The 17,826-nt window shown below is 40.9% G+C and carries 20 protein-coding genes; 9 read left to right on the top strand and 11 right to left on the bottom strand.

Annotation, left to right across the window (positions count from 1 at the left end):
• Positions 1–33: 33 nt before the first annotated feature.
• Complete coding sequence (locus ACO1QW_RS19260) at positions 34–1,992, bottom strand: glycosyltransferase family 2 protein (RefSeq protein WP_486261013.1); 1,959 nt, start codon at positions 1,990–1,992, stop codon at positions 34–36.
• Positions 1,993–2,110: 118 nt separating this feature from the next.
• Between ACO1QW_RS19260 and ACO1QW_RS19255 the strand changes: the two genes are divergently transcribed.
• From ACO1QW_RS19255 to ACO1QW_RS19240, 4 genes are all read left to right on the top strand, one after another.
• Positions 2,111–2,890, top strand: coding sequence for an inositol monophosphatase family protein (locus ACO1QW_RS19255; RefSeq protein WP_486261012.1), 780 nt, complete (start codon positions 2,111–2,113; stop codon positions 2,888–2,890).
• A gap of 71 nt (positions 2,891–2,961) precedes the next feature.
• Positions 2,962–3,996 carry a thiamine-phosphate kinase gene (gene thiL, locus ACO1QW_RS19250; RefSeq protein WP_486261011.1) on the top strand — a complete coding sequence of 345 codons (1,035 nt, stop codon included), beginning with the start codon at positions 2,962–2,964 and terminating at the stop codon, positions 3,994–3,996.
• Positions 3,997–4,000: 4 nt separating this feature from the next.
• Positions 4,001–5,509 carry a S41 family peptidase gene (locus ACO1QW_RS19245; RefSeq protein ID WP_486261010.1) on the top strand — a complete coding sequence of 503 codons (1,509 nt, stop codon included), beginning with the start codon at positions 4,001–4,003 and terminating at the stop codon, positions 5,507–5,509.
• Positions 5,510–5,524: 15 nt separating this feature from the next.
• Positions 5,525–5,827, top strand: a complete 303-nt coding sequence (locus ACO1QW_RS19240; RefSeq protein WP_486261009.1) for a hypothetical protein — start codon at positions 5,525–5,527, stop codon at positions 5,825–5,827.
• Here ACO1QW_RS19240 and nagA read toward each other — a convergent pair.
• The 5 genes from nagA to ACO1QW_RS19215 all read right to left on the bottom strand — a co-directional run bounded on the left by nagA (position 5,824) and on the right by ACO1QW_RS19215 (position 9,499).
• Positions 5,824–6,942: an N-acetylglucosamine-6-phosphate deacetylase gene (nagA, locus tag ACO1QW_RS19235; RefSeq protein WP_486261008.1), complete on the bottom strand. Its 1,119-nt coding sequence runs from the start codon at positions 6,940–6,942 to the stop codon at positions 5,824–5,826. The genes ACO1QW_RS19240 and nagA overlap by 4 nt on opposite strands.
• Before the next feature lie 6 nt (positions 6,943–6,948).
• Complete coding sequence (locus ACO1QW_RS19230) at positions 6,949–7,755, bottom strand: nitrilase family protein (RefSeq protein WP_486261007.1); 807 nt, start codon at positions 7,753–7,755, stop codon at positions 6,949–6,951.
• Positions 7,756–7,779: 24 nt separating this feature from the next.
• Positions 7,780–8,748, bottom strand: a complete 969-nt coding sequence (locus ACO1QW_RS19225; RefSeq protein WP_486261006.1) for a lipid A deacylase LpxR family protein — start codon at positions 8,746–8,748, stop codon at positions 7,780–7,782.
• Positions 8,749–8,784: 36 nt separating this feature from the next.
• Positions 8,785–9,246: a regulatory protein RecX gene (locus ACO1QW_RS19220; protein WP_486261005.1), complete on the bottom strand. Its 462-nt coding sequence runs from the start codon at positions 9,244–9,246 to the stop codon at positions 8,785–8,787.
• 100 nt (positions 9,247–9,346) lie between these two features.
• The gene (locus ACO1QW_RS19215; RefSeq protein ID WP_486261004.1) at positions 9,347–9,499 is read right to left on the bottom strand and encodes a hypothetical protein; all 153 of its coding nucleotides are present in this window, start codon (positions 9,497–9,499) and stop codon (positions 9,347–9,349) included.
• Positions 9,500–9,677: 178 nt separating this feature from the next.
• Here ACO1QW_RS19215 and ACO1QW_RS19210 point away from each other — a divergent pair, with 178 nt between their 5' ends.
• The 4 genes from ACO1QW_RS19210 (at position 9,678) to ACO1QW_RS19195 (ending at position 14,390) form a co-directional block, all read left to right on the top strand.
• A complete protein-coding gene (locus ACO1QW_RS19210; RefSeq protein ID WP_486261003.1) occupies positions 9,678–10,286 on the top strand; it encodes a 5'-methylthioadenosine/S-adenosylhomocysteine nucleosidase family protein in 609 nt (202 codons plus the stop codon).
• 42 nt (positions 10,287–10,328) lie between these two features.
• A complete protein-coding gene (gene chrA / locus ACO1QW_RS19205; protein WP_486261002.1) occupies positions 10,329–11,648 on the top strand; it encodes a chromate efflux transporter in 1,320 nt (439 codons plus the stop codon).
• A gap of 165 nt (positions 11,649–11,813) precedes the next feature.
• The gene (locus tag ACO1QW_RS19200; RefSeq protein ID WP_486261001.1) at positions 11,814–12,281 is read left to right on the top strand and encodes a (2Fe-2S)-binding protein; all 468 of its coding nucleotides are present in this window, start codon (positions 11,814–11,816) and stop codon (positions 12,279–12,281) included.
• A gap of 3 nt (positions 12,282–12,284) precedes the next feature.
• Positions 12,285–14,390, top strand: coding sequence for a xanthine dehydrogenase family protein molybdopterin-binding subunit (locus ACO1QW_RS19195; RefSeq protein ID WP_486261000.1), 2,106 nt, complete (start codon positions 12,285–12,287; stop codon positions 14,388–14,390).
• A 70-nt stretch (positions 14,391–14,460) separates the two neighbouring features.
• Here ACO1QW_RS19195 and ACO1QW_RS19190 read toward each other — a convergent pair whose 3' ends face one another.
• The 4 genes from ACO1QW_RS19190 to ACO1QW_RS19175 form a co-directional block, all read right to left on the bottom strand.
• The gene (locus ACO1QW_RS19190; RefSeq protein ID WP_486260999.1) at positions 14,461–15,024 is read right to left on the bottom strand and encodes a hypothetical protein; all 564 of its coding nucleotides are present in this window, start codon (positions 15,022–15,024) and stop codon (positions 14,461–14,463) included.
• A 124-nt stretch (positions 15,025–15,148) separates the two neighbouring features.
• On the bottom strand, positions 15,149–15,721 hold the full coding sequence (locus ACO1QW_RS19185; protein WP_486260998.1) for a uracil-DNA glycosylase family protein: 573 nt from the start codon (positions 15,719–15,721) through the stop codon (positions 15,149–15,151).
• 62 nt (positions 15,722–15,783) lie between these two features.
• Positions 15,784–15,984 (bottom strand): KTSC domain-containing protein, encoded by a 201-nt coding sequence (locus tag ACO1QW_RS19180; protein WP_486260997.1) that lies wholly within the window; start codon positions 15,982–15,984, stop codon positions 15,784–15,786.
• A gap of 59 nt (positions 15,985–16,043) precedes the next feature.
• Positions 16,044–16,496 carry a ferritin-like domain-containing protein gene (locus tag ACO1QW_RS19175; protein ID WP_486260996.1) on the bottom strand — a complete coding sequence of 151 codons (453 nt, stop codon included), beginning with the start codon at positions 16,494–16,496 and terminating at the stop codon, positions 16,044–16,046.
• A gap of 258 nt (positions 16,497–16,754) precedes the next feature.
• On the opposite strand from ACO1QW_RS19175, the gene ACO1QW_RS19170 reads away from it, so the two are divergent.
• Entirely contained in the window at positions 16,755–17,246 is a 492-nt protein-coding gene (locus ACO1QW_RS19170; protein WP_486260995.1) for a CinA family protein, read from the top strand.
• A gap of 67 nt (positions 17,247–17,313) precedes the next feature.
• Here the strand turns inward: ACO1QW_RS19170 and ACO1QW_RS19165 are convergent, their stop codons facing one another.
• Positions 17,314–17,820, bottom strand: a complete 507-nt coding sequence (locus ACO1QW_RS19165; protein WP_486260994.1) for an SRPBCC family protein — start codon at positions 17,818–17,820, stop codon at positions 17,314–17,316.
• Between the last annotated feature and the right edge of the window lie 6 nt (positions 17,821–17,826).

Genomic DNA, 17,826 nt, shown 5'->3' with positions numbered 1-17,826 from the left:
GTTCAGTGTTGACAAATGTAACGACTCAAGGCCTTACTTACTGCCTAATTTTTGATAATTCGCAAAGATGGTTTTGAGATCATAAACAGGCTCATATTCCCGGGCATACCATTCGTCGGCCAATAAAAGACCTTCTTCTTTTAAGTGCGACAAATGATGCGGTTGACCTGCCGGCCCCAAGATGGATGATGGAATTGAAGGAAGATGTTTACGGTTTGTTGAGAATCCGATCCATGTTTTACGGCCTGTAATAACCGAAATGCTATGTTTCAATAATCCAACTCCGTGCCTGTTCATAATAAAATGCAAAGGAAAGCTGAGCAAAAAGAAGACAGAAGTGCTGACATCGATCAATCGTTTTAATCGCAGATTCACTTCTTCGCCTAGTTGTAATTTATCACGGTGCAATACTTCGCCTGCTTCGTTCTTTGAATCGCTGCCAATAATGCTTTCACTATATTCTGCATGCAAGCGCAACTTCACCCGTTTGCCCGTTTGTTCGTACAAACTGATAATTTGAGCGAAAGAAAGATGTTTGCTTTGAGATAATATCAACTCATTAGCAGGTGTGTTTTGTAAAAGTTGCTGCAATTCAGTTAAAGGCCCGAGAGATCTTGCTTCGTTTAGCGGACTTACAAATCCCTGAATGGTTTGCTTACGACCATGTTGAAGCAGCAGATTATTAACTTTCACAAGATCCGCTTCGGTACCAGCCACCAGCGAAAAATGATCATCTTCATCAATTGCCTTTTCCAAAATATCAGCATATAACAAAATCCTTGTCCATAAATAAAGCGATAGGTAACTGAACATTGCACCTAACAATACCAAGCCTCTTGAGTAACGATATGCTTCAGGCAATAACGAATAAACCGCCAATATGATAAGAATAGAAACAAACGACGACTGCCATAGATTTTTGTAACGAAATTTTTGCTCGTACAAACCCGTGTAATAACTCACCAGCAAAAACAAAAATGAAAAGACAATAAAAGAGATCCACAGCAATTTATTCTGGTAAACAATTTCGGGGCGTATATAACTTGTCCATACAAATTTTGCCAGCATGTAGCTGAGAAAAATCAACGCTGCATCAAGCAACGGTAAACCCACCTGCAGAATAAAACGTTTCATCAAACTCACGAATGCCCTCATCCAGATGGCTGCATTAATAAGCGAACTGAAAACACCCGCACGGGAACCAGAATAATGTTTCCGCACAAAAAGACTCATGGCATCGTAAAACATGCGCACATAATTCACCGATGATTTTTTTGTGCTTTCGCCTTTGAAATGAAGTATTGATCTGTCGCTGAAATAATAGTTCTTGTACTTCACGCCCGTTTCAGAACAAGCCGTTTTTTGTATGCGGTAACTGAGGTCAACATCTTCGCCATACATAAAAAAACTTTCATCGAAGCCGCCTGTCTGATCAATTACATCTCTTCTAATCATCATAAAAGCACCAGCCAATACATCCACTTCGTGATTTTTATGTTGATCGAGGTAACCCAAATGATAACGGCCAAATGTTTTTGATCTTGGGAAAATGGACGACAAACCACTTAACTTATAAAAAGAAGTAATGGGCGATGGAAAAGAACGTTTGCTTTCAGGCAAAAATTTACCGCTACCATCAAGCATACGTATACCAATGGCGCCTGCATCTGGTGTTTGCTGAAAAAAATTGAAACAGGCGGTAAAGCAATCTTCGGGCACAACCGTATCAGGATTCAGGAACAATACAAAATCGCCTTTTGACTGTTTCAATGCCTGGTTGCAGGCCTTTCCAAAACCAATATTCTCTTTATTCCAGCTAAAATGAATGTTTGTAAACTTGGGTTCCAGGTATTCACGGCTTCCATCGCTTGAGGCATTATCAACCACGAACACTTCGGCTTCCATACCCTCAATGGCTTTCTGCACCGAAAGCAGGCATTGCTCCAGGAAAAATTTTACGTTGTAATTGACAATGATGACCGAAAGCTGCATAGGTTGAGAAAGCCCAAATCTAAAATCCCCGCCTGACCAATGCAAATATATTATTATAAAAAGGCGGGCAGGTAAAATCTGCAATCTCAAATCTGTATTGTCGGGGTTATCTTTGCGCATGCTTAAACAAACCCTGATTGCTGCAACCAAGGCTGGTGCAGAACAACTGACACACTTTTTTCATGGCGATTTTGCGATTCACAACAAAGAAGGCGTGAATAATCTTGTAACCGAAGCTGATCATGCAGCAGAGAAAGCCATTTTTAAAGCGATTAAAAAAGAATTTCCTGATCATTATATTTTGAGTGAAGAAGCTGGTGAAATTGCGCAGGATTCAAATTACAAGTGGATCATTGATCCTATTGACGGAACGGTGAATTTTGCGAATGGTATTCCAATTTGTTGCGTGAGTATTGGTATTGAAAAAGATGGCCAAATGATCATGGGCGCTGTGTACAACCCATTGATGAACGAATTCTTTTTCGCCGAACGTGGGCAAGGTGCTTATTTAAATGACAAGCAAATTCATGTGAGCGAACAAAGCGAACTCATTAAAGCATGTATGGTTACCGGTTTCCCTTATACTTATCTTGATATGCCAAATGGTCCTTTGCAGGTGTTTGAACGTTTTATCCGCAAGGGGATTCCTGTTCGCCGGTTAGGAAGTGCGGCTATTGATCTCTGCTGGGTTGCTGCCGGACGTTTTGATGGGTTTTATGAACACAAACTAAATGCATGGGATAGTGCAGCAGGTTTCCTGTTGGTTGAGGAAGCAGGCGGAAAGGTTACAGATTTCAAAGGCGATCATTATTCACCCTATCAACCACATATCGTTGCAACCAACGGAAAAATACATGATGACCTGGTTGAGGTGATTAATGACAGGAAGAAGTTGTAAGAAAATTGAAAGTGAAAAGTGGAAATTTAGAATTCAACCCGAAATCGTAAATCTAAAATTGAAATTGCAGTATGAGCGAAGAACGTACAGAACTATCAACCCTTGGTGAATTTGGTCTTATCGATCACCTCACAAAAAATATTGAGCATCAGAATGCATCAACAATACTTGGCGTGGGCGATGATGCAGCTGTGATCGATCATTTCGGTAAACAAACTGTTATCACCACTGATTTGTTGATAGAAGGTGTGCATTTTGATTTGATGTACACGCCATTGAAACATCTCGGCTATAAAAGTGTGGTGGTCAATGTCAGCGACATTTATGCGATGAATGCCACGCCCACTCAAATTACCTTGAGCCTGGCAGTGAGCAACCGTTTCAGTCTTGAAGCATTAGAAGAATTTTATGATGGTGTGTATGTGGCATGTGAAGAATATGGCGTTGATCTTATTGGTGGTGATACTACTTCATCAAACAAAGGTTTTGTGATCAGTGTAACTGCTTTGGGCGAAGTAGCGCCGGATAAATTTGTAAAACGCAGCACTGCAAAGCAAAATGATTTGATTTGTGTGAGTGGCTATCTCGGTGGTGCTTATCTCGGTTTGTTATTGCTAGAAAGAGAAAAGAAAATTTTTCTTGAAACTAAAGGAGTGCAACCGGATCTGGAGAACAGAGATTATATCGTGGGTCGCTTGTTGAAACCGGAAGCACGCAAAGATATCATCGAGTTTTTTGAAAAAGGGAAGATTGTTCCTACAGCAATGATGGACATCAGCGATGGGTTGAGCAGCGAAATTTTGCACATCTGCAAACAAAGCGAAGTAGGTGCAGTGATTTACGAAGACAAAATACCGGTACATCCGGATGCAAAAGAGTTTGCGTATAAGTTAGAGATCGATCCAACGGCGTGCGCATTGAGCGGTGGTGAAGATTATGAACTGGTGTTTACTATTGCGCAGGCAGACTATGATAAGATAAAGGATGTGAATGGCATCCGCATCGTGGGCCATGTAACAGCGGCGGCTGAAGGAGCACACATCATCACAAGAGGCGGTAATAAGCATGAACTTACGGCCCAGGGTTGGAATGCCTTTGGCAAATAATGGTATGAAGAAAAACATCTTTTTTATAATTGCAGTGGTACTGCTGTATGCGCTGAGTTCCTGCAGAGCAACAGGAAGTGTAGCCTATACACCTGAGCGAAAGTACAGTGCCGGGCAGTTGAAAGAAGATGTGCAGGTGATGGAAGAAACATTTAAAAAAAATCATCCTTCGCTTTATTGGTATAGCACACCGGAAGAAATTGAAGCTTCGTTCAGGCAGGCTTATGAACAACTGACCGATTCGCTGAATGAAATTCAATTCCGGAATATTGTAGCCCAAACAATTTTCCCGATCCGTTGCGGACATACCAGTGTACGGTTTTCAAAAAAATACAATCAATTTATTGCTGGTAAGCGGCTACCTACTTTTCCGTTTGTTGCAAAAGTGATTGATGATTCCACGTTGGTTGTAACAGCCAACCTTAATCGTCGTGATTCATTGATCAGAACGGGTACTCCCATTTTATCTATCAACGGATTATCGGCACGTGAAGTGATAGATTCGCTGTTGCCATTGGTATCGATCGATGGCAAAGCAAAGAATTTCAGCTACCAGAACATCAGCAACAACTTCACCAGCTATTATAACATCCGGTTTGGATTGCAAAAGAGTTACGGCATCAGCTACATCAACACAAGAGGTGAAGTAAAACATACAATGCTTCCATTGTTTGATCCCGCAAGAGATACGAGCCGTCGCCGGCCAATTTCTATAACTCCGCAAAATCCACCGCCACAACAGCAACCGGAAATTTCGGAACGGCAACAACGGCTATTGCGTACCCGTTCGTTCAACATCGATTCATCAAACAGGTTTGCAACTTTACGCATCAGCAGTTTTGGTCCCGCCTTGCAAAAACATTTTTTAAAAAGATCGTTCCGTCAGTTAGAAAAGAAAAATATTCAACATCTGGTAATTGATGTTCGAAACAATGGTGGTGGTCTCATTAAAAAAGCATTATACCTTACACGTTTTATCAGCAATGAACCTTTTTTGTTTACCGATTCTATTTATTCTGTAAAACGCAAGCTCAGCAGTAACGCTAAAGTGAGCAGGAAGTTTATTTATAATCTCGGACTGTTCTTTTTAAATCATAAGCAACACGACGGAATGTACCGGTTCAGGTTTTTCAATAACCGCACTTACAAACCACTGTCGTCGTATTACAATGGACATGTGTATTTACTCACGGGTGGTTATTCATTTTCTGCTACAACTTTATTTGCTTCGGTAGTGAAAGGGCAGGAGAATGTTACAGTTGTTGGCGAAGAAACGGGCGGCGGTTATTATGGAAATAATGGCGTGTTCATCCCGGAAATGATCTTACCTAACAGTAAACTGCGTGTGCGGTTACCGCTTTACCGTATTGTAAATAATAAAAGCTATCCTAAAGATGGGCATGGTGTATTGCCTGATGTGGAAGTGAAGGCAAGCGCTGAAAGTATTCGTCAAAACCGTGACCCTAAAATGGAAAAAGCAGTGGAACTGATCATGCAACGGAAAAAAAGCTAATGCTGTCAGTAGTATATGAAGTACTTTTTATTAATCTCAACAATAGCCACTCTTCTTTTCGCATCTTGCAATAAAGAACAAACTTGTACCGATGGATTGATCCGTTGGGGTGGTGAGCCTGCCGTTGATGGATTAGGCTGGTATTTTACTTCTGCTGAGTTAGGTGAACGACCCGTGAAATTGAAAACAATCCCGGAGAAGTATTTAAAAGACAGCCTGCAGGTAAATGTCTGTCTCCGCAAAACAGACGAAAAGTATCAATGCTTTTGTGCTGTACCACTTGAGGTGTACGAGATAAAGAGTATTCGAAATCGTTAGAAAGCAAAAGGAACTCCGCTTCTAAAAGTTTGAATTATCGTGCGTTGTTTTGAAAGCATCACGAGATCGGCCTTGAAGCCTTCTTCGATCTTACCTAGGCCCTGAAGCTTTGCTGCACGTGCGGGGTACAGTGATGCCATGCGCAATGCTTCATCAAATTCGATACCTGCATGCTTTGTACAATTGTTTACTGCTTTTATCATCGTTAATGCAGAACCCGACAATGTTCCATCGGGCAATACATAGCGATCATCTTTCAGTATGTGTTGGTATGCACCTTCTCTTGTTTCAGCAACTGCATCGGTAATGAGGAATAAACGTTCCTGCATCATCTTCTTGCTGATACGTACTGCTTCAAATGATGTATGAAAGCCATCGGCCACGATACTGCTGTATGCAGTTGCATGATCATAAATTGCACCTACCATTCCCAACTCTCTTCCCTGCAATGGCGACATAGCATTGAACAAATGTGTAGCTGTTGTTATTCCATTATTGAAACCCGCAGTTGCCTGTTGGTATGTTGCATTGCTATGACCTGCTGAAATAATAACGTTGTGATCCAGTAAAAGATTTATCACTTCATCGCTGCATTGCTCAGGTGCAAGCGTCATCATTTTTACAACGCCTTCACTTTTATCGAGCAATAATTTTACTTCATCAGTTGTTGGTTCTTTAATATGCTCCAACAAATGTGCTCCACGTTTTACAGGATTTATATAAGGCCCTTCAAGGTGCAAACCGAGCAACCCACTTTCAGGATGTTGCTGCAAAAATGATTTTGCAACTTCAATCCCTTTAAAAAAAACATCAATACTGTTGGTAGCTAAGGTTAAAAGGAAACGTGTGCAGCCGCCACTTATACAATAGGCGTCGGTTGCAAGTATTGCTTCGTTATTTAATGTCTGTGAAAACAAAAGACTATTACCGCCGTACAATTGCAGATCAATAAATGCAGGTACTAATAAATTTCCCTGCAGATCGTAGCGGTCAACATCATTTGCGATATCAGCTACTTGCACTATTGCTTCAATTGTTCCGTTATTCACCAACACTGCATGATCGTTTATAAAACGATCACCTGTAAAAACTGTTCCGTTGTAAAATGCCAGCATGGTATGTTATGGAAGAATGCTGAACGCATCTCCGTCTTTTAAGAAAGGAAGTTTATGACGTATCTCTTCAAGCTTTTCTTTTGAGAGAGTGATAGTAAACACATCTTCATCATGCTCTTTTTCATACAATACTTCACCCATAGCATCAATGACCATGCTGCTGCCACTATGATAAATATTATTGCCATCGTTACCGGTCCTGTTAACACCTATTACATAACTCTGGTTTTCGATAGCCCTTGCAGTAAGTAATGTTTTCCATGCATGCACTCTGCGCTCGGGCCAGTTGGCAACATAGATCAATACATCAAACTCAGTTTCATCGTTTGTAGTTTGCTGCCTCGCCCATACGGGGAAACGCAGATCATAACAAACCATCAGATTAATCTTCCATCCATTCACAGAAGCGATCAAGCGTTTTGTTCCTGCAGTGTAATGTTTGTCTTCATCAGCATAGGCAAACAAATGACGCTTATCATAAACACCATGTTGTCCGTTTGGCAACATCCAAATAAGTCGATTTAAATATTGAGTAGAGCCATCTTCTGCAACCTGGCTTACCATTAAACTTCCTGTAATGATCACACGCTTTTCTCCGGCAATCTTTTTCATCCATTCAATAGTAGGGCCATTCATGGGCTCTGCTAATTCTTCCGGTTTCATACTAAAACCTGTGTTAAACATTTCAGGAAGCACAATGATCTGTGTAGGATGCTGAATAGAATTGATCTTCTCTTCCAGCATTTGCATATTGGCTGCTTTATCTTCCCAATGAAGGTTTGTTTGAATGAGTGTGAATGTGAGATGACTCATGCAACGAAGTTATATCAATTGCTATTAACGAAAGCGAACGGCGAATGCAAACGCACCATATATCTCGTATGGATCGATCATGGTTTTTGCTTCCCGTTGCTTGATATGATAATACATCGAAAACGAGGTTTGCCGTGTTGAAAAACTGAGCCCTGTTTTGATGATATAAATAAAGGGATTCAATTCTGAAGTATAGCTGCCTTTATCCTTGCGAAACAAACCTCCCTGCACAGTTGCATTATAGGCTTGTGCCATCAATGTCGGTTCAAGAAAAAAGATGAACTCGGTATGATGACGTTGCTGTTGCTTGTTTTGCCCGAGGCGACTGGTCCAGAAACTTGAAAACTGCTCATCTTCTAACGCACCAAGTTTTAATAATACTCCTGCCGATGCATTTGTGAATGTATTGCCCAACGTAGCTTTGCCAGCGGCATGAAGACTTATATTTTTTGTTGATGGAATGAGTGGCTGATAATATCGAACCGATGCATTTACACCCATTTCATTCTGCACCTGGTTTTCCCACCCGTAAATTTTATAAAGACCGATGATCTTGTGATAATTCACCTGCACTTGCTCGCCTTTAGCACCGGGGCCCAGAATACCAACCATTCCATCGAATTGCAAAACACCGTTACTCTTGCGCACAATTGTTTGTCCATAGCTGCCATATAACCAACCGGCATAAGGACGATCCTGTTGTTCCAGCACCTGGTCCAAAGAGCGGCGGTTGAGATGCGGATTAAAAATCATATGCCCCGCTTCAATGCGCTGAATCTTATTTGCAAGTTTTGACGGCAAAGGTTTTTTCGATCGCCATTGATAGCGTAAAAAAATTCCGTTGGAATAATAGCGATCCTGTTTGGTAAAATTGTAATTATCGTTCTCCGTAGTAAACGAGAGTTCTTTTGTATAAACAACTTCACTGTCCTGCGCCTGTACAAAGGCAGAAAACAACATAAGGATAAGAATTACAACGGCTGGTTTACACATGCGGTTACAAGATTACGAATTATCTACACATTGAAATCAACGTAACAATTCGCTAATAATATTTTGTTCGAAACCTTTTTGCAAAAGATAGTCGTTCAGTTTTCTTTTACGGATGAACATGTTTGTTTCGCCTTTCAATTGTTTTAGTTTTTGATCGTGCAACTTTTGTGCTGTTAACCAGTAATCTTCTTCAACAATTGTTTTCAATGCTTTTTTGATCACGTATTCACTTACTTGTTTTTGTTTCAGTTCATATTTGATCTTTACCCGGCCCCATTGTTTCATCCGGAACCGACCGCCGGTAAACTGCACGGCGAAACGTTCTTCGTTGAGATAATCTTCTTCGATCAATTTCGATAACAACTCTTCCACATCCAACTTACGTAATCCAAAACCATAAAGTTTTTCCTTTACCTCGCTGTGGCAACGCTCCTGGTAGGCACAATAGTGTTTTGCTTTTTGATGTGCCTGCTCCTTTGTGAGTTGCTGTTTGTACATAAAGACAAATGTAAGAAGCTTAGCCGCAAGGAATATAAGCTATGGTATAACAAAGGGCGAAGAAACTTCACCCTTTGCTTTACGTTGTTTGTAAATGTTCTCAGGCATATGCATGCTCGGTTTCACCGATATACACATAATGTGCGGGGTAAACGACAGGCTTTCCTCCGCCAAAACCATTCTTTTCAACGATTGGCATCAGCACTTTGCTGAACTTTTCAAATGCTTCCTGTGATTCCCAAACGTCAACCACGCACCAACCGTTGGACTTTTCAAAACCTACATGAGAAATAATTCCTTTCGGATGCTCATGTCCTGCAGCTTTGAGGTCATCCCATACTTGTTCGTACTGCAGAAATTTTGACTTTAATAAGTATTCAGCAGTATCAGATAGATTTTTTACACAGTTATTTCATTACTTATTTTGCAGCATGGCATCAGCATTATCCGTTCAACATCAACTTCCGTTAAAAGATGCACTCTTTGTTTTTGCACTTGAATCGGAAGCAGCAGAAGAGTTCGCCGACTGCAATACACTCATTACAGGTATTGGTAAAGTGTGTGCAGCTTATGCACTCACAAAATACCTGGCTCATCATAAACCTGCCATGATCATTAATCTTGGTTCGGCAGGGAGTAATACATTTAGCAAGGGAAAAGTGGTTTGCTGCACAAAATTTATTCAACGTGATATGGATGTACGTGGACTTGGTTTTCAACTTTACGAAACCCCATTAAGCGGAATTGATCCTCTTTTGCAATACGGGTTGCAGATTGAAGGTTTGCCTCAGGGAATCTGCGGCTCAGGCGATAGTTTTGAAATGAACCATGCGGTTACAGAATATTCGGTTGTAGATATGGAAGCTTATCCGCTTGCATTGATCGCTCAAAAAGAAAACATTCCTTTTCTGTGTTTAAAATATATTTCTGATGGTGCCGATGGTTCGGCGGCGGATGACTGGAACGAACTTGTGCATAAAGCAGCTGTGGCGTTTCGGGAGTTACTATTTGTAAATAAATCTACTTCATTAGTAGACTAATGAAAGAAATGTCGTTTTTTTGCCCCAAGGATTATTGGCGGTATGACACAAAAACCCACCTTCAAGGAAGCACTTATTTTTTGGATAAAGCTGGGCTTTATCAGTTTTGGCGGACCTGCAGGTCAGGTTGCCATCATGCATGAGTTTCTTGTTGAGAAAAAGAAATGGATAAGCGATAGCAAGTTTTTACATGCGTTGAATTATTGTATGCTATTGCCCGGGCCCGAAGCACAGCAACTGGCAACTTATATCGGTTGGATGTTGCATGGCACAATAGGCGGACTTGCAGCAGGTATTCTTTTCGTGCTTCCATCAATGTTTATTTTGCTTGGCTTAAGTGCCGTATATGTTTCTTTTGGTCAATTGCCATTGGTGTATGCATTATTCGATGGTTTAAAGCCTGCGGTTATCGCCATTGTATTGCTTGCTTTAATCAAGATCGGGAAGAAATCATTGCTCAGTCCTTTCCATTATGTAGTGGCAGCTGCGGCTTTTATCTGCATTTTCTTTTTCAACATTCCGTTTCCACTCATCATTGTTGCAGCTATTGTAATGGCAGCAATAGCCCAAAAGATTTTTCCAGTGCTGCTGGTGGGTAGTAGTAATAAAAGAAGCACAAAGGAAATAGACGAAACGGAATATTATATAAACAAACATACCAAAGTAGAAGGCATAGGATTTAATCCGCACCGCTTTTGGAAACAGGTGTTAACGGCCGTTTTACTTTGGGGAGGCTCACTCGCTTTATTTTATTTCTTTACCAGCGATTTCGCTTTCTGGAAACAACTGGCGTTATTTTTTACGCAGGCTGCATTGGTAACCTTTGGAGGAGCATACGCAGTGTTGCCTTATGTGGCGCAGGTGAGTGTTGAAAAATTTCACTGGCTTTCAAACCTGCAAATGATCGATGGACTTGCACTCGGCGAAACAACTCCGGGGCCCTTAATTATGATCCTGGTATTTGTTGGATTTATGGCAGGTTATAACGGGTTCAATCATTCTCTTGCTATGGGTTCGTTAGGTCTCGTTGCTACAACGTTTTATACATTTCTTCCTTGCTTCCTGTTTATTTTTGTTGGCGCTCCAATCATTGAACGTACACAGGAAAACAAAACCATCAAACAAATACTTTCACTGGTAACTGCTGCTGTAGTGGGTGTTGTATTGAACCTTAGTATTTACCTTGGTAAAGCGGTATTGTTTCCAAAAGGGTTTTCATTTGCAGGTTTCGAACCGGTCTCTTTTGTATGGGTGCTTCTTTCATTTCTGGCCATGTACCGTTTTAAAATTGGCATGATCACCTGGATTGCAATAAGTGCAGTGTTTGGTATGCTTCGCTATCTTTTGCAACAGGGTTTGTAACAACGCACCCGCCCACCAGCTGTACTATTCCAGATTCTTGCTGCTTTTGTTTGCCGGTCATCCCTTTATTAAATCTCTCTTTGTTTTGATGACTATTAAAAATTAATTTTAGTAGCCCAAGCTTTTGCTGCGTCTTTTAGATCAAAAAATAATTAATTCACTTTTATGCCGAACTATTCACTTTCTGTAAATGGCAAAACCCTGCAGGTTGAAGCTGCCGCCGATACACCTTTATTATGGGTGTTAAGGGATCATTTAAATTTAGTTGGAACAAAATTCGGTTGTGGCATGGCACAGTGTGGCGCATGTACCGTTCATTTAAACGGTAACGCCGTTCGCTCCTGCACACTGCCGGTTTCGTCAGTAAAAACAAACGCCATTGTTACTATTGAAGGGTTAAGTGAAACAGGTAATCATCCCCTTCAACAGGCATGGGAAGAATTGGATGTTTCCCAATGTGGCTATTGTCAGGCGGGGCAAATCATGAGTGCTGCTGCGCTATTGAAACGAAAAGCAAAACCTACAGATAAAGATATCGATGATGCCATGTCGGGAAACATTTGCAGGTGTGGCACACATATGCGTATCAGGAAAGCAATTCATTTGGCGGCTGAAAAACAAAGCAAAAACTAATTTATGTCAACAACATATTCAAGAAGAAATTTTCTGAAAGTATCCGCTGCATCGGGCGGAGGTATGCTTATCAGTTTTAGTTTATTCAATCTTCCTGCCGAAGCAAAAGGATTGGAAGATGTGGTCTTTGCTCCAAATGCTTATATCAAAATTGGAGCCGATGGTTCAATTGTGTTGTTAGCACCTAATCCAGAGATTGGCCAGGGTGTAAAAACATCGCTTCCAATGATTGTTGCAGAGGAACTGGGTGTTGACTGGAAAAAGATACAGGTTAATTTAGCTCCGCTAAACAGCCAGTTCGGAAGACAAACTGCAGGGGGCAGTGGTTCAGTAAGAGGACGATTTACAGAATTACGAACCGTTGGAGCAACAGCACGTGAAATGCTGGTAGCTGCTGCGGCACAAACATGGGGTGTTCCTGTAACAGAATGCGTAGTTGAAAATGGTGAAGTGATTCACAAACCTTCTGGTAAAAAACTGGGTTATGGACAGTTGGCTGCAACTGCAGCCAAGCTTGAAGTTCCTGCCAAGCCAACATTAAAAGATCCTAAAGATTTTAAACTCATAGGCACACGTGTTAAAGACATTGATGCGCATAAAATTGTAACGGGCCAACCGCTTTTTGGTATTGATACAAGGAGAGAAGGAATGCTGTATGCAATGGTGAGCCGACCCCCTGCGTATGGAAAAACATTAGGTGAAGTAAATGATGCCGCGGCATTTAAAATTGAAGGCGTAAAAAAAGTAGTAAAGCTGAAAAATTCAGTTGCGGTGCTGGCTACATCAACCTGGGCAGCAAAAAAAGGAAGAGATGCATTAATTGTTCAATGGAATGCAACAGAAAAACTGGAGAATAGCACCGATCATTTCGCTGCGTTTAAAACGCTGTTAGAAAAACCAGCTCCAACGGCACCTGCAAGAAATGATGGAGATGTTGATGCCGTATTGAAAGAAGCAGGCAAAGTACTTGATGTTACTTACGAAATACCAACACTGTCGCACGGACAAATGGAGCCTCTTAACTTTTATGCAAATGTGCAGAACGGAAAAGCAGAGTTATTTGGCCCAACGCAGGTTCCGGGTGCAGTAAGAACTGAAGTGGCGAAACAATTAGGAATTACTGAAGAGAATATTACTATTTCATCACCCCGACAAGGCGGTGGCTTTGGAAGAAAATTAATGACTGATAATGGCGTTGAGGCTGCATTAATTTCTGCAGCGGCTCAAGCGCCTGTACAAGTGCAATGGGCTCGTGAAGATGATATGCAAAATGATTTTTATCGTCCGGCAGAAATGTGGAGATACCGTGCTGCACTATCAGCAAATGATTTATTAGCATGGCATCAATCGGGAGTTGGTATTGGTCGTGGAGTGAGAGGTGATAGTTATGTTGCAGGAGCACTGGCAAATTATCGTGCCGAAGGACAAGGCTTCACCAGTAACACACCAACGGGGTGGTGGCGTGCACCGGGCGCTAATACACTTGCATTTGCTGCTGAAAGTTTTATGGATGAAATATGCACAGCACTGACGAAAGATCCTGTAGCATTTCGTTTAGAGCTGTTGCAAAAAGCAAAGCAGTCAACAGTAGGAAAAATTAATTACGATCCGGATAAATATAAAACTGTGATTGACCTTGTGGCGAAGATGAGCAACTGGGGTACAAAAACTGCCGGTGTGTTCAAAGGTTTTTCTACCTGGTTCTCGTTTGGTTCATATGTGGCACAAGTTGTAGAAGTGCAACTGGTGGATGGCCAACCAAAGATCAGGAAAGTGTATTGCGCTGTTAACTGCGGACGTGTAATTAATTTAAGCGGAGCTGAAAATCAAATACAAGGTTCTATTGTTGATGGTATTTCACATGCGATGTTTCCAAAAGTTACTTTTGTGAATGGCGCTGTGGCTGAAACAAATTTTCATATATATCGGATGCTTCGGATGAGAGAGGCTCCGCAGGATATTGAAGTAAAATTTGTGGAGAGCGATGAAGCGCCTACTGGATTGGGAGAGCCTGGCTTACCACCGGTAGCTCCTGCATTGGCAAACGCCATTTTTGCTGCTACAGGAAAACGAATTCGTAAGTTGCCTTTTATAGAACAACTTAGTTAATCACTTTTTAATTTAATAAATGAAGACGCCTCCATTTGGAGGCGTTTATTTTTAAAAACACTGAAAATTTTTAAAACACTCCGGAAATAGTAACACCAATAGCATTGGCATTATACGAGTTACTGTTATCATCTTTGTATTTCATAAACGTGTAGGATAATGCAAACAAGCCATATCCTGCTTCCAGTTGCAAACCCGGAGATGATTTAAACTTTGCATCTTCACCAATTCCATCAAACTTTAAATTAACAGCCTGATGCGAAACAACAGCAGCAGCAAATCTTAATTTTTTCACTGGCATATAGTTAAGTGATAGTTGTAAAGGAACACGTGTTAAACGAACATGCACATTATCGGCCTTGGTGGTAAGATATTTAATGCCCACACTTACACGTAAGAATAATTTTTCTGATTTGTCTAAACGTACTTGTCCGCCAGCGAACAAAGTGCCTCCTTGACCGGCATTCATTTTTTGTGTGCTGCCATCGGTAAAATAAACTTCAGCAACATTATCGCCACCAAATTCCAGTGCAGCGCCCAATAAAAAACGAACCGGTTTTTGATTTTTTGATGTTGTTTGAGCATGAAGCATCATTGCGGGACTAAGCAAAATGATAAGGATTAATTGTTTCATTATAATGGAAGGGTTTTGGTTTGGGAGCGAAATTAATGGATTGAAGAATGTTGCATAAACTCACTCTTCCTTTTTTGATGTGCGGTTAGAATGTCGTTTCCATAGCTAAAACAAATAGATATAATTATTGATTTAAAGTCTTCTCTACCTGATCTTTTAATATCGGCAGCAATTCTTCTTCAAACCATTTATTTTTCTTTAGCCAGATATTATTTCTTGGCGAGGGATGTGGCAGAACTATGTACTCCGGCATGTATAATTGAAATGCCATTACAGTTTCTGTGAGGGTAGGTTGTTGTTTTTCTTTTAAATAATAAGACTGGGCATAACTGCCGATGAGGATTTTTAGTTGCACTTGTTTTGCCTTACCCAGCAAAGCAGCATGCCATTGTTGCGAGCATTCAGGTCTTGGAGCCAGGTCGCCACTTTTTCCTTTGCCGGGATAACAGAAGCCCATTGGTACCAACGCAAACTTTTCTGCATTATAAAAGCTATCTGCATCAACACCTAACCAACTACGTAAACGTTCACCACTGGCATCGTTCCATGGTTTATTGCTCTCATGTGCTCTAACACCCGGCGCCTGACCAATAATAATGATTCTCGCTTTGGGAGAAAACTGTAAAATAGGATTGGGCGCAAAGGGTAAATATTGTTTGCAAAGACGGCACTGCTGTATATTGGTAAGTAGTTGCATAGAGAATACCGGATCAAAGTTACGCCCACTGCCACTCTATAAATACAATAAGGTGCGGAAGATCAACTTGCCAATTTCTTAAACGAATGAAAGGGCTTTATAAACTGGTTAAAATAAGTGCCCTTGGAAAAAGCGTTTTTAAATGCTTCGAAGGTTTCAGTTGATACATGCGTATACATGTAGCGGCTGCCTGAAATAAACGTAACAATCAAACTGTTTTTTTCCGGCAAGTATTCATACGAACGTATCACTGTTGAAGGCATGATCAGTTGATTAAACACAACAAGCGGAACGAAAAAGTTCCGCCTGTTGTGTTTTTCTTTTATCTACCAGCGTCTCTTAATGCTCTTATTTCATCATGACTTCTCTGGATCGTATTCTTTTGCATGCTGATCATTTGCCTTGCAGCAGGATCAACATTCTCATCAACTTCAAGAGCTTTGTCGTAAGCTTTTAATGCCTGATCTTCCCCGTACTCACATGATTCAATCATGCTTTGGCGATCATTGCCTGAAAAACTCGCTTTCACATCCATCCATGCACGATAAATTTTTCCCATGGTGGTTGAACCTCTTTCGGCCTCGCCGCCCATTGCTCTCACACTTTCAACCAAGGCTGATACATGTTTCCTGCTTTCATCAGCTTTGCTTTGAAATAACGGATGCAGCGATACATCAAATTCTTTGCTTTCTTCAGCGGCTTTACGATAGCCTTCGATGCGGTCGTAATTGATCTCGATGAGATCGTTTAACACTTCAATTGTTCTTGTTGCCATAAGTTAAATGTTTTTGTAAGAATTAGCGGCAGTTGTTGTTTGCATAAGCTGTTAACAGCTGCCTTTAACATCCATGAAATTTACGTGCCAACTAATTGTTGAAGGGGAGTGTGGATTTTTAGGGGCAAAAGCACAATAATCATCTCGTGCTCCAAATTGTTCTTTGCGCTAAACCACTGGCATACAAATTGAATTTGTGATAGTTGTAAAAATTGCTAGTCAAAAGATTGTATTGAAACGAGGAGAAGAAAACAGCGCATGAAACAATTTGATCAGAAAAAGCTGGCCCTTATTGGTCTTAAATTATTAGAGCGAAAAGAAACCATTGCCGTAGCCGAAAGTGTGAGTAGTGGCCTGCTGCAATTTGCACTTAGTTCTATAGAAAATGCAGCACAATTATTTCAGGGAGGAATTACGGTATACAACACTGCGCAAAAATTTAAACATTTACAAGTAGAGCCTGTTCATGCATTAGCAGTGAACGCTGTGTCGCAACAGGTGGCTAACCAAATGGCTTTGCATGTACAGCAAATGTTTGCCAGTCATTGGGGTGCAGGTATAACTGGCTATGCTTCACCCGTGCCTGAATCGGGCGGTAAAACATACGCCTACTTTTCTATTGCTTATGGCAGAGAAATAGTTTGTTCTGGCGAATTACAAAGTGATACAGAAAAACCTGCTGATGCACAGCATTATTATACGGAAGCCGTAATTACAAATCTTCATGATCTGTTAAGGTCGAAAAAATAAAAAGCAGCGATCGATCAGGTACCACTGCTTTTTATTTGAATCTGTTGTGTAAAATAAATTAGTGTTTCTATTTTTCGATTGCTTTCTCCAGGTAATTTTCCAATTGATCTAATGTACCATTAAAGCCTTGGTTCATACTTGCAAACATTGAATAGTATGTGTTTTCTTCTTCTACATTTGCATTGATGGGATAGCCGGTTAAATGTAATGTGGTTACTCCATTCTCTTCGCTGAGTGTCATGATGTTCATCACTTCTTTCGGAAAGACCAAACCGGGAAAAGGGGCCTGGATAATTTCTCCTGCTTCATCTGCAAACGAGTTGATCCATTCAATACGGTTTGGTTCTTCAATAGCTACATAATGAAATACACCATAGCGCATTGTATCGCCCATCTTCATACCATAATGAAAAATTCCTTGCGGACGAAAATCCAACTTCACTACATCAATGTCCATGTTTGCCGGTCCCCACCATTGGGCTAATGCTTCTGCATTGCTGAATGCATCGAACACCTGCTGCTTTGATGCGTTAAATGTTCTGCTGATTGAAAACTGTTCTTTTACTGTTGACATGATGAT

The organism is Lacibacter sp. (assembly GCF_057361365.1).
The sequence above is the reverse complement of the archived record's forward strand: the minus strand, read 5'-3'. Positions and strand labels throughout refer to the sequence as shown.

Excerpts from the sequence above, each read along its gene's own strand:
- ACO1QW_RS19185 (WP_486260998.1), bottom strand. The coding sequence starts at position 15,721 with ATGCAACTACTTACCAATATACAGCAGTGCCGTCTTTGCAAACAATAT.
- ACO1QW_RS19190 (WP_486260999.1), bottom strand. The coding sequence starts at position 15,024 with ATGAAACAATTAATCCTTATCATTTTGCTTAGTCCCGCAATGATGCTT.
- ACO1QW_RS19245 (WP_486261010.1), top strand. The coding sequence starts at position 4,001 with ATGAAGAAAAACATCTTTTTTATAATTGCAGTGGTACTGCTGTATGCG.
- ACO1QW_RS19180 (WP_486260997.1), bottom strand. The coding sequence starts at position 15,984 with ATGCCTTCAACAGTGATACGTTCGTATGAATACTTGCCGGAAAAAAAC.
- ACO1QW_RS19260 (WP_486261013.1), bottom strand. The coding sequence starts at position 1,992 with ATGCAGCTTTCGGTCATCATTGTCAATTACAACGTAAAATTTTTCCTG.
- ACO1QW_RS19225 (WP_486261006.1), bottom strand. The coding sequence starts at position 8,748 with ATGTGTAAACCAGCCGTTGTAATTCTTATCCTTATGTTGTTTTCTGCC.
- ACO1QW_RS19165 (WP_486260994.1), bottom strand. The coding sequence starts at position 17,820 with ATGTCAACAGTAAAAGAACAGTTTTCAATCAGCAGAACATTTAACGCA.
- ACO1QW_RS19220 (WP_486261005.1), bottom strand. The coding sequence starts at position 9,246 with ATGTACAAACAGCAACTCACAAAGGAGCAGGCACATCAAAAAGCAAAA.
- nagA (WP_486261008.1), bottom strand. The coding sequence starts at position 6,942 with ATGCTGGCATTTTACAACGGAACAGTTTTTACAGGTGATCGTTTTATA.
- ACO1QW_RS19195 (WP_486261000.1), top strand. The coding sequence starts at position 12,285 with ATGTCAACAACATATTCAAGAAGAAATTTTCTGAAAGTATCCGCTGCA.
- ACO1QW_RS19200 (WP_486261001.1), top strand. The coding sequence starts at position 11,814 with ATGCCGAACTATTCACTTTCTGTAAATGGCAAAACCCTGCAGGTTGAA.
- ACO1QW_RS19240 (WP_486261009.1), top strand. The coding sequence starts at position 5,525 with ATGAAGTACTTTTTATTAATCTCAACAATAGCCACTCTTCTTTTCGCA.
- chrA (WP_486261002.1), top strand. The coding sequence starts at position 10,329 with ATGACACAAAAACCCACCTTCAAGGAAGCACTTATTTTTTGGATAAAG.
- ACO1QW_RS19210 (WP_486261003.1), top strand. The coding sequence starts at position 9,678 with ATGGCATCAGCATTATCCGTTCAACATCAACTTCCGTTAAAAGATGCA.
- ACO1QW_RS19170 (WP_486260995.1), top strand. The coding sequence starts at position 16,755 with ATGAAACAATTTGATCAGAAAAAGCTGGCCCTTATTGGTCTTAAATTA.
- ACO1QW_RS19230 (WP_486261007.1), bottom strand. The coding sequence starts at position 7,755 with ATGAGTCATCTCACATTCACACTCATTCAAACAAACCTTCATTGGGAA.
- thiL (WP_486261011.1), top strand. The coding sequence starts at position 2,962 with ATGAGCGAAGAACGTACAGAACTATCAACCCTTGGTGAATTTGGTCTT.
- ACO1QW_RS19175 (WP_486260996.1), bottom strand. The coding sequence starts at position 16,496 with ATGGCAACAAGAACAATTGAAGTGTTAAACGATCTCATCGAGATCAAT.
- ACO1QW_RS19255 (WP_486261012.1), top strand. The coding sequence starts at position 2,111 with ATGCTTAAACAAACCCTGATTGCTGCAACCAAGGCTGGTGCAGAACAA.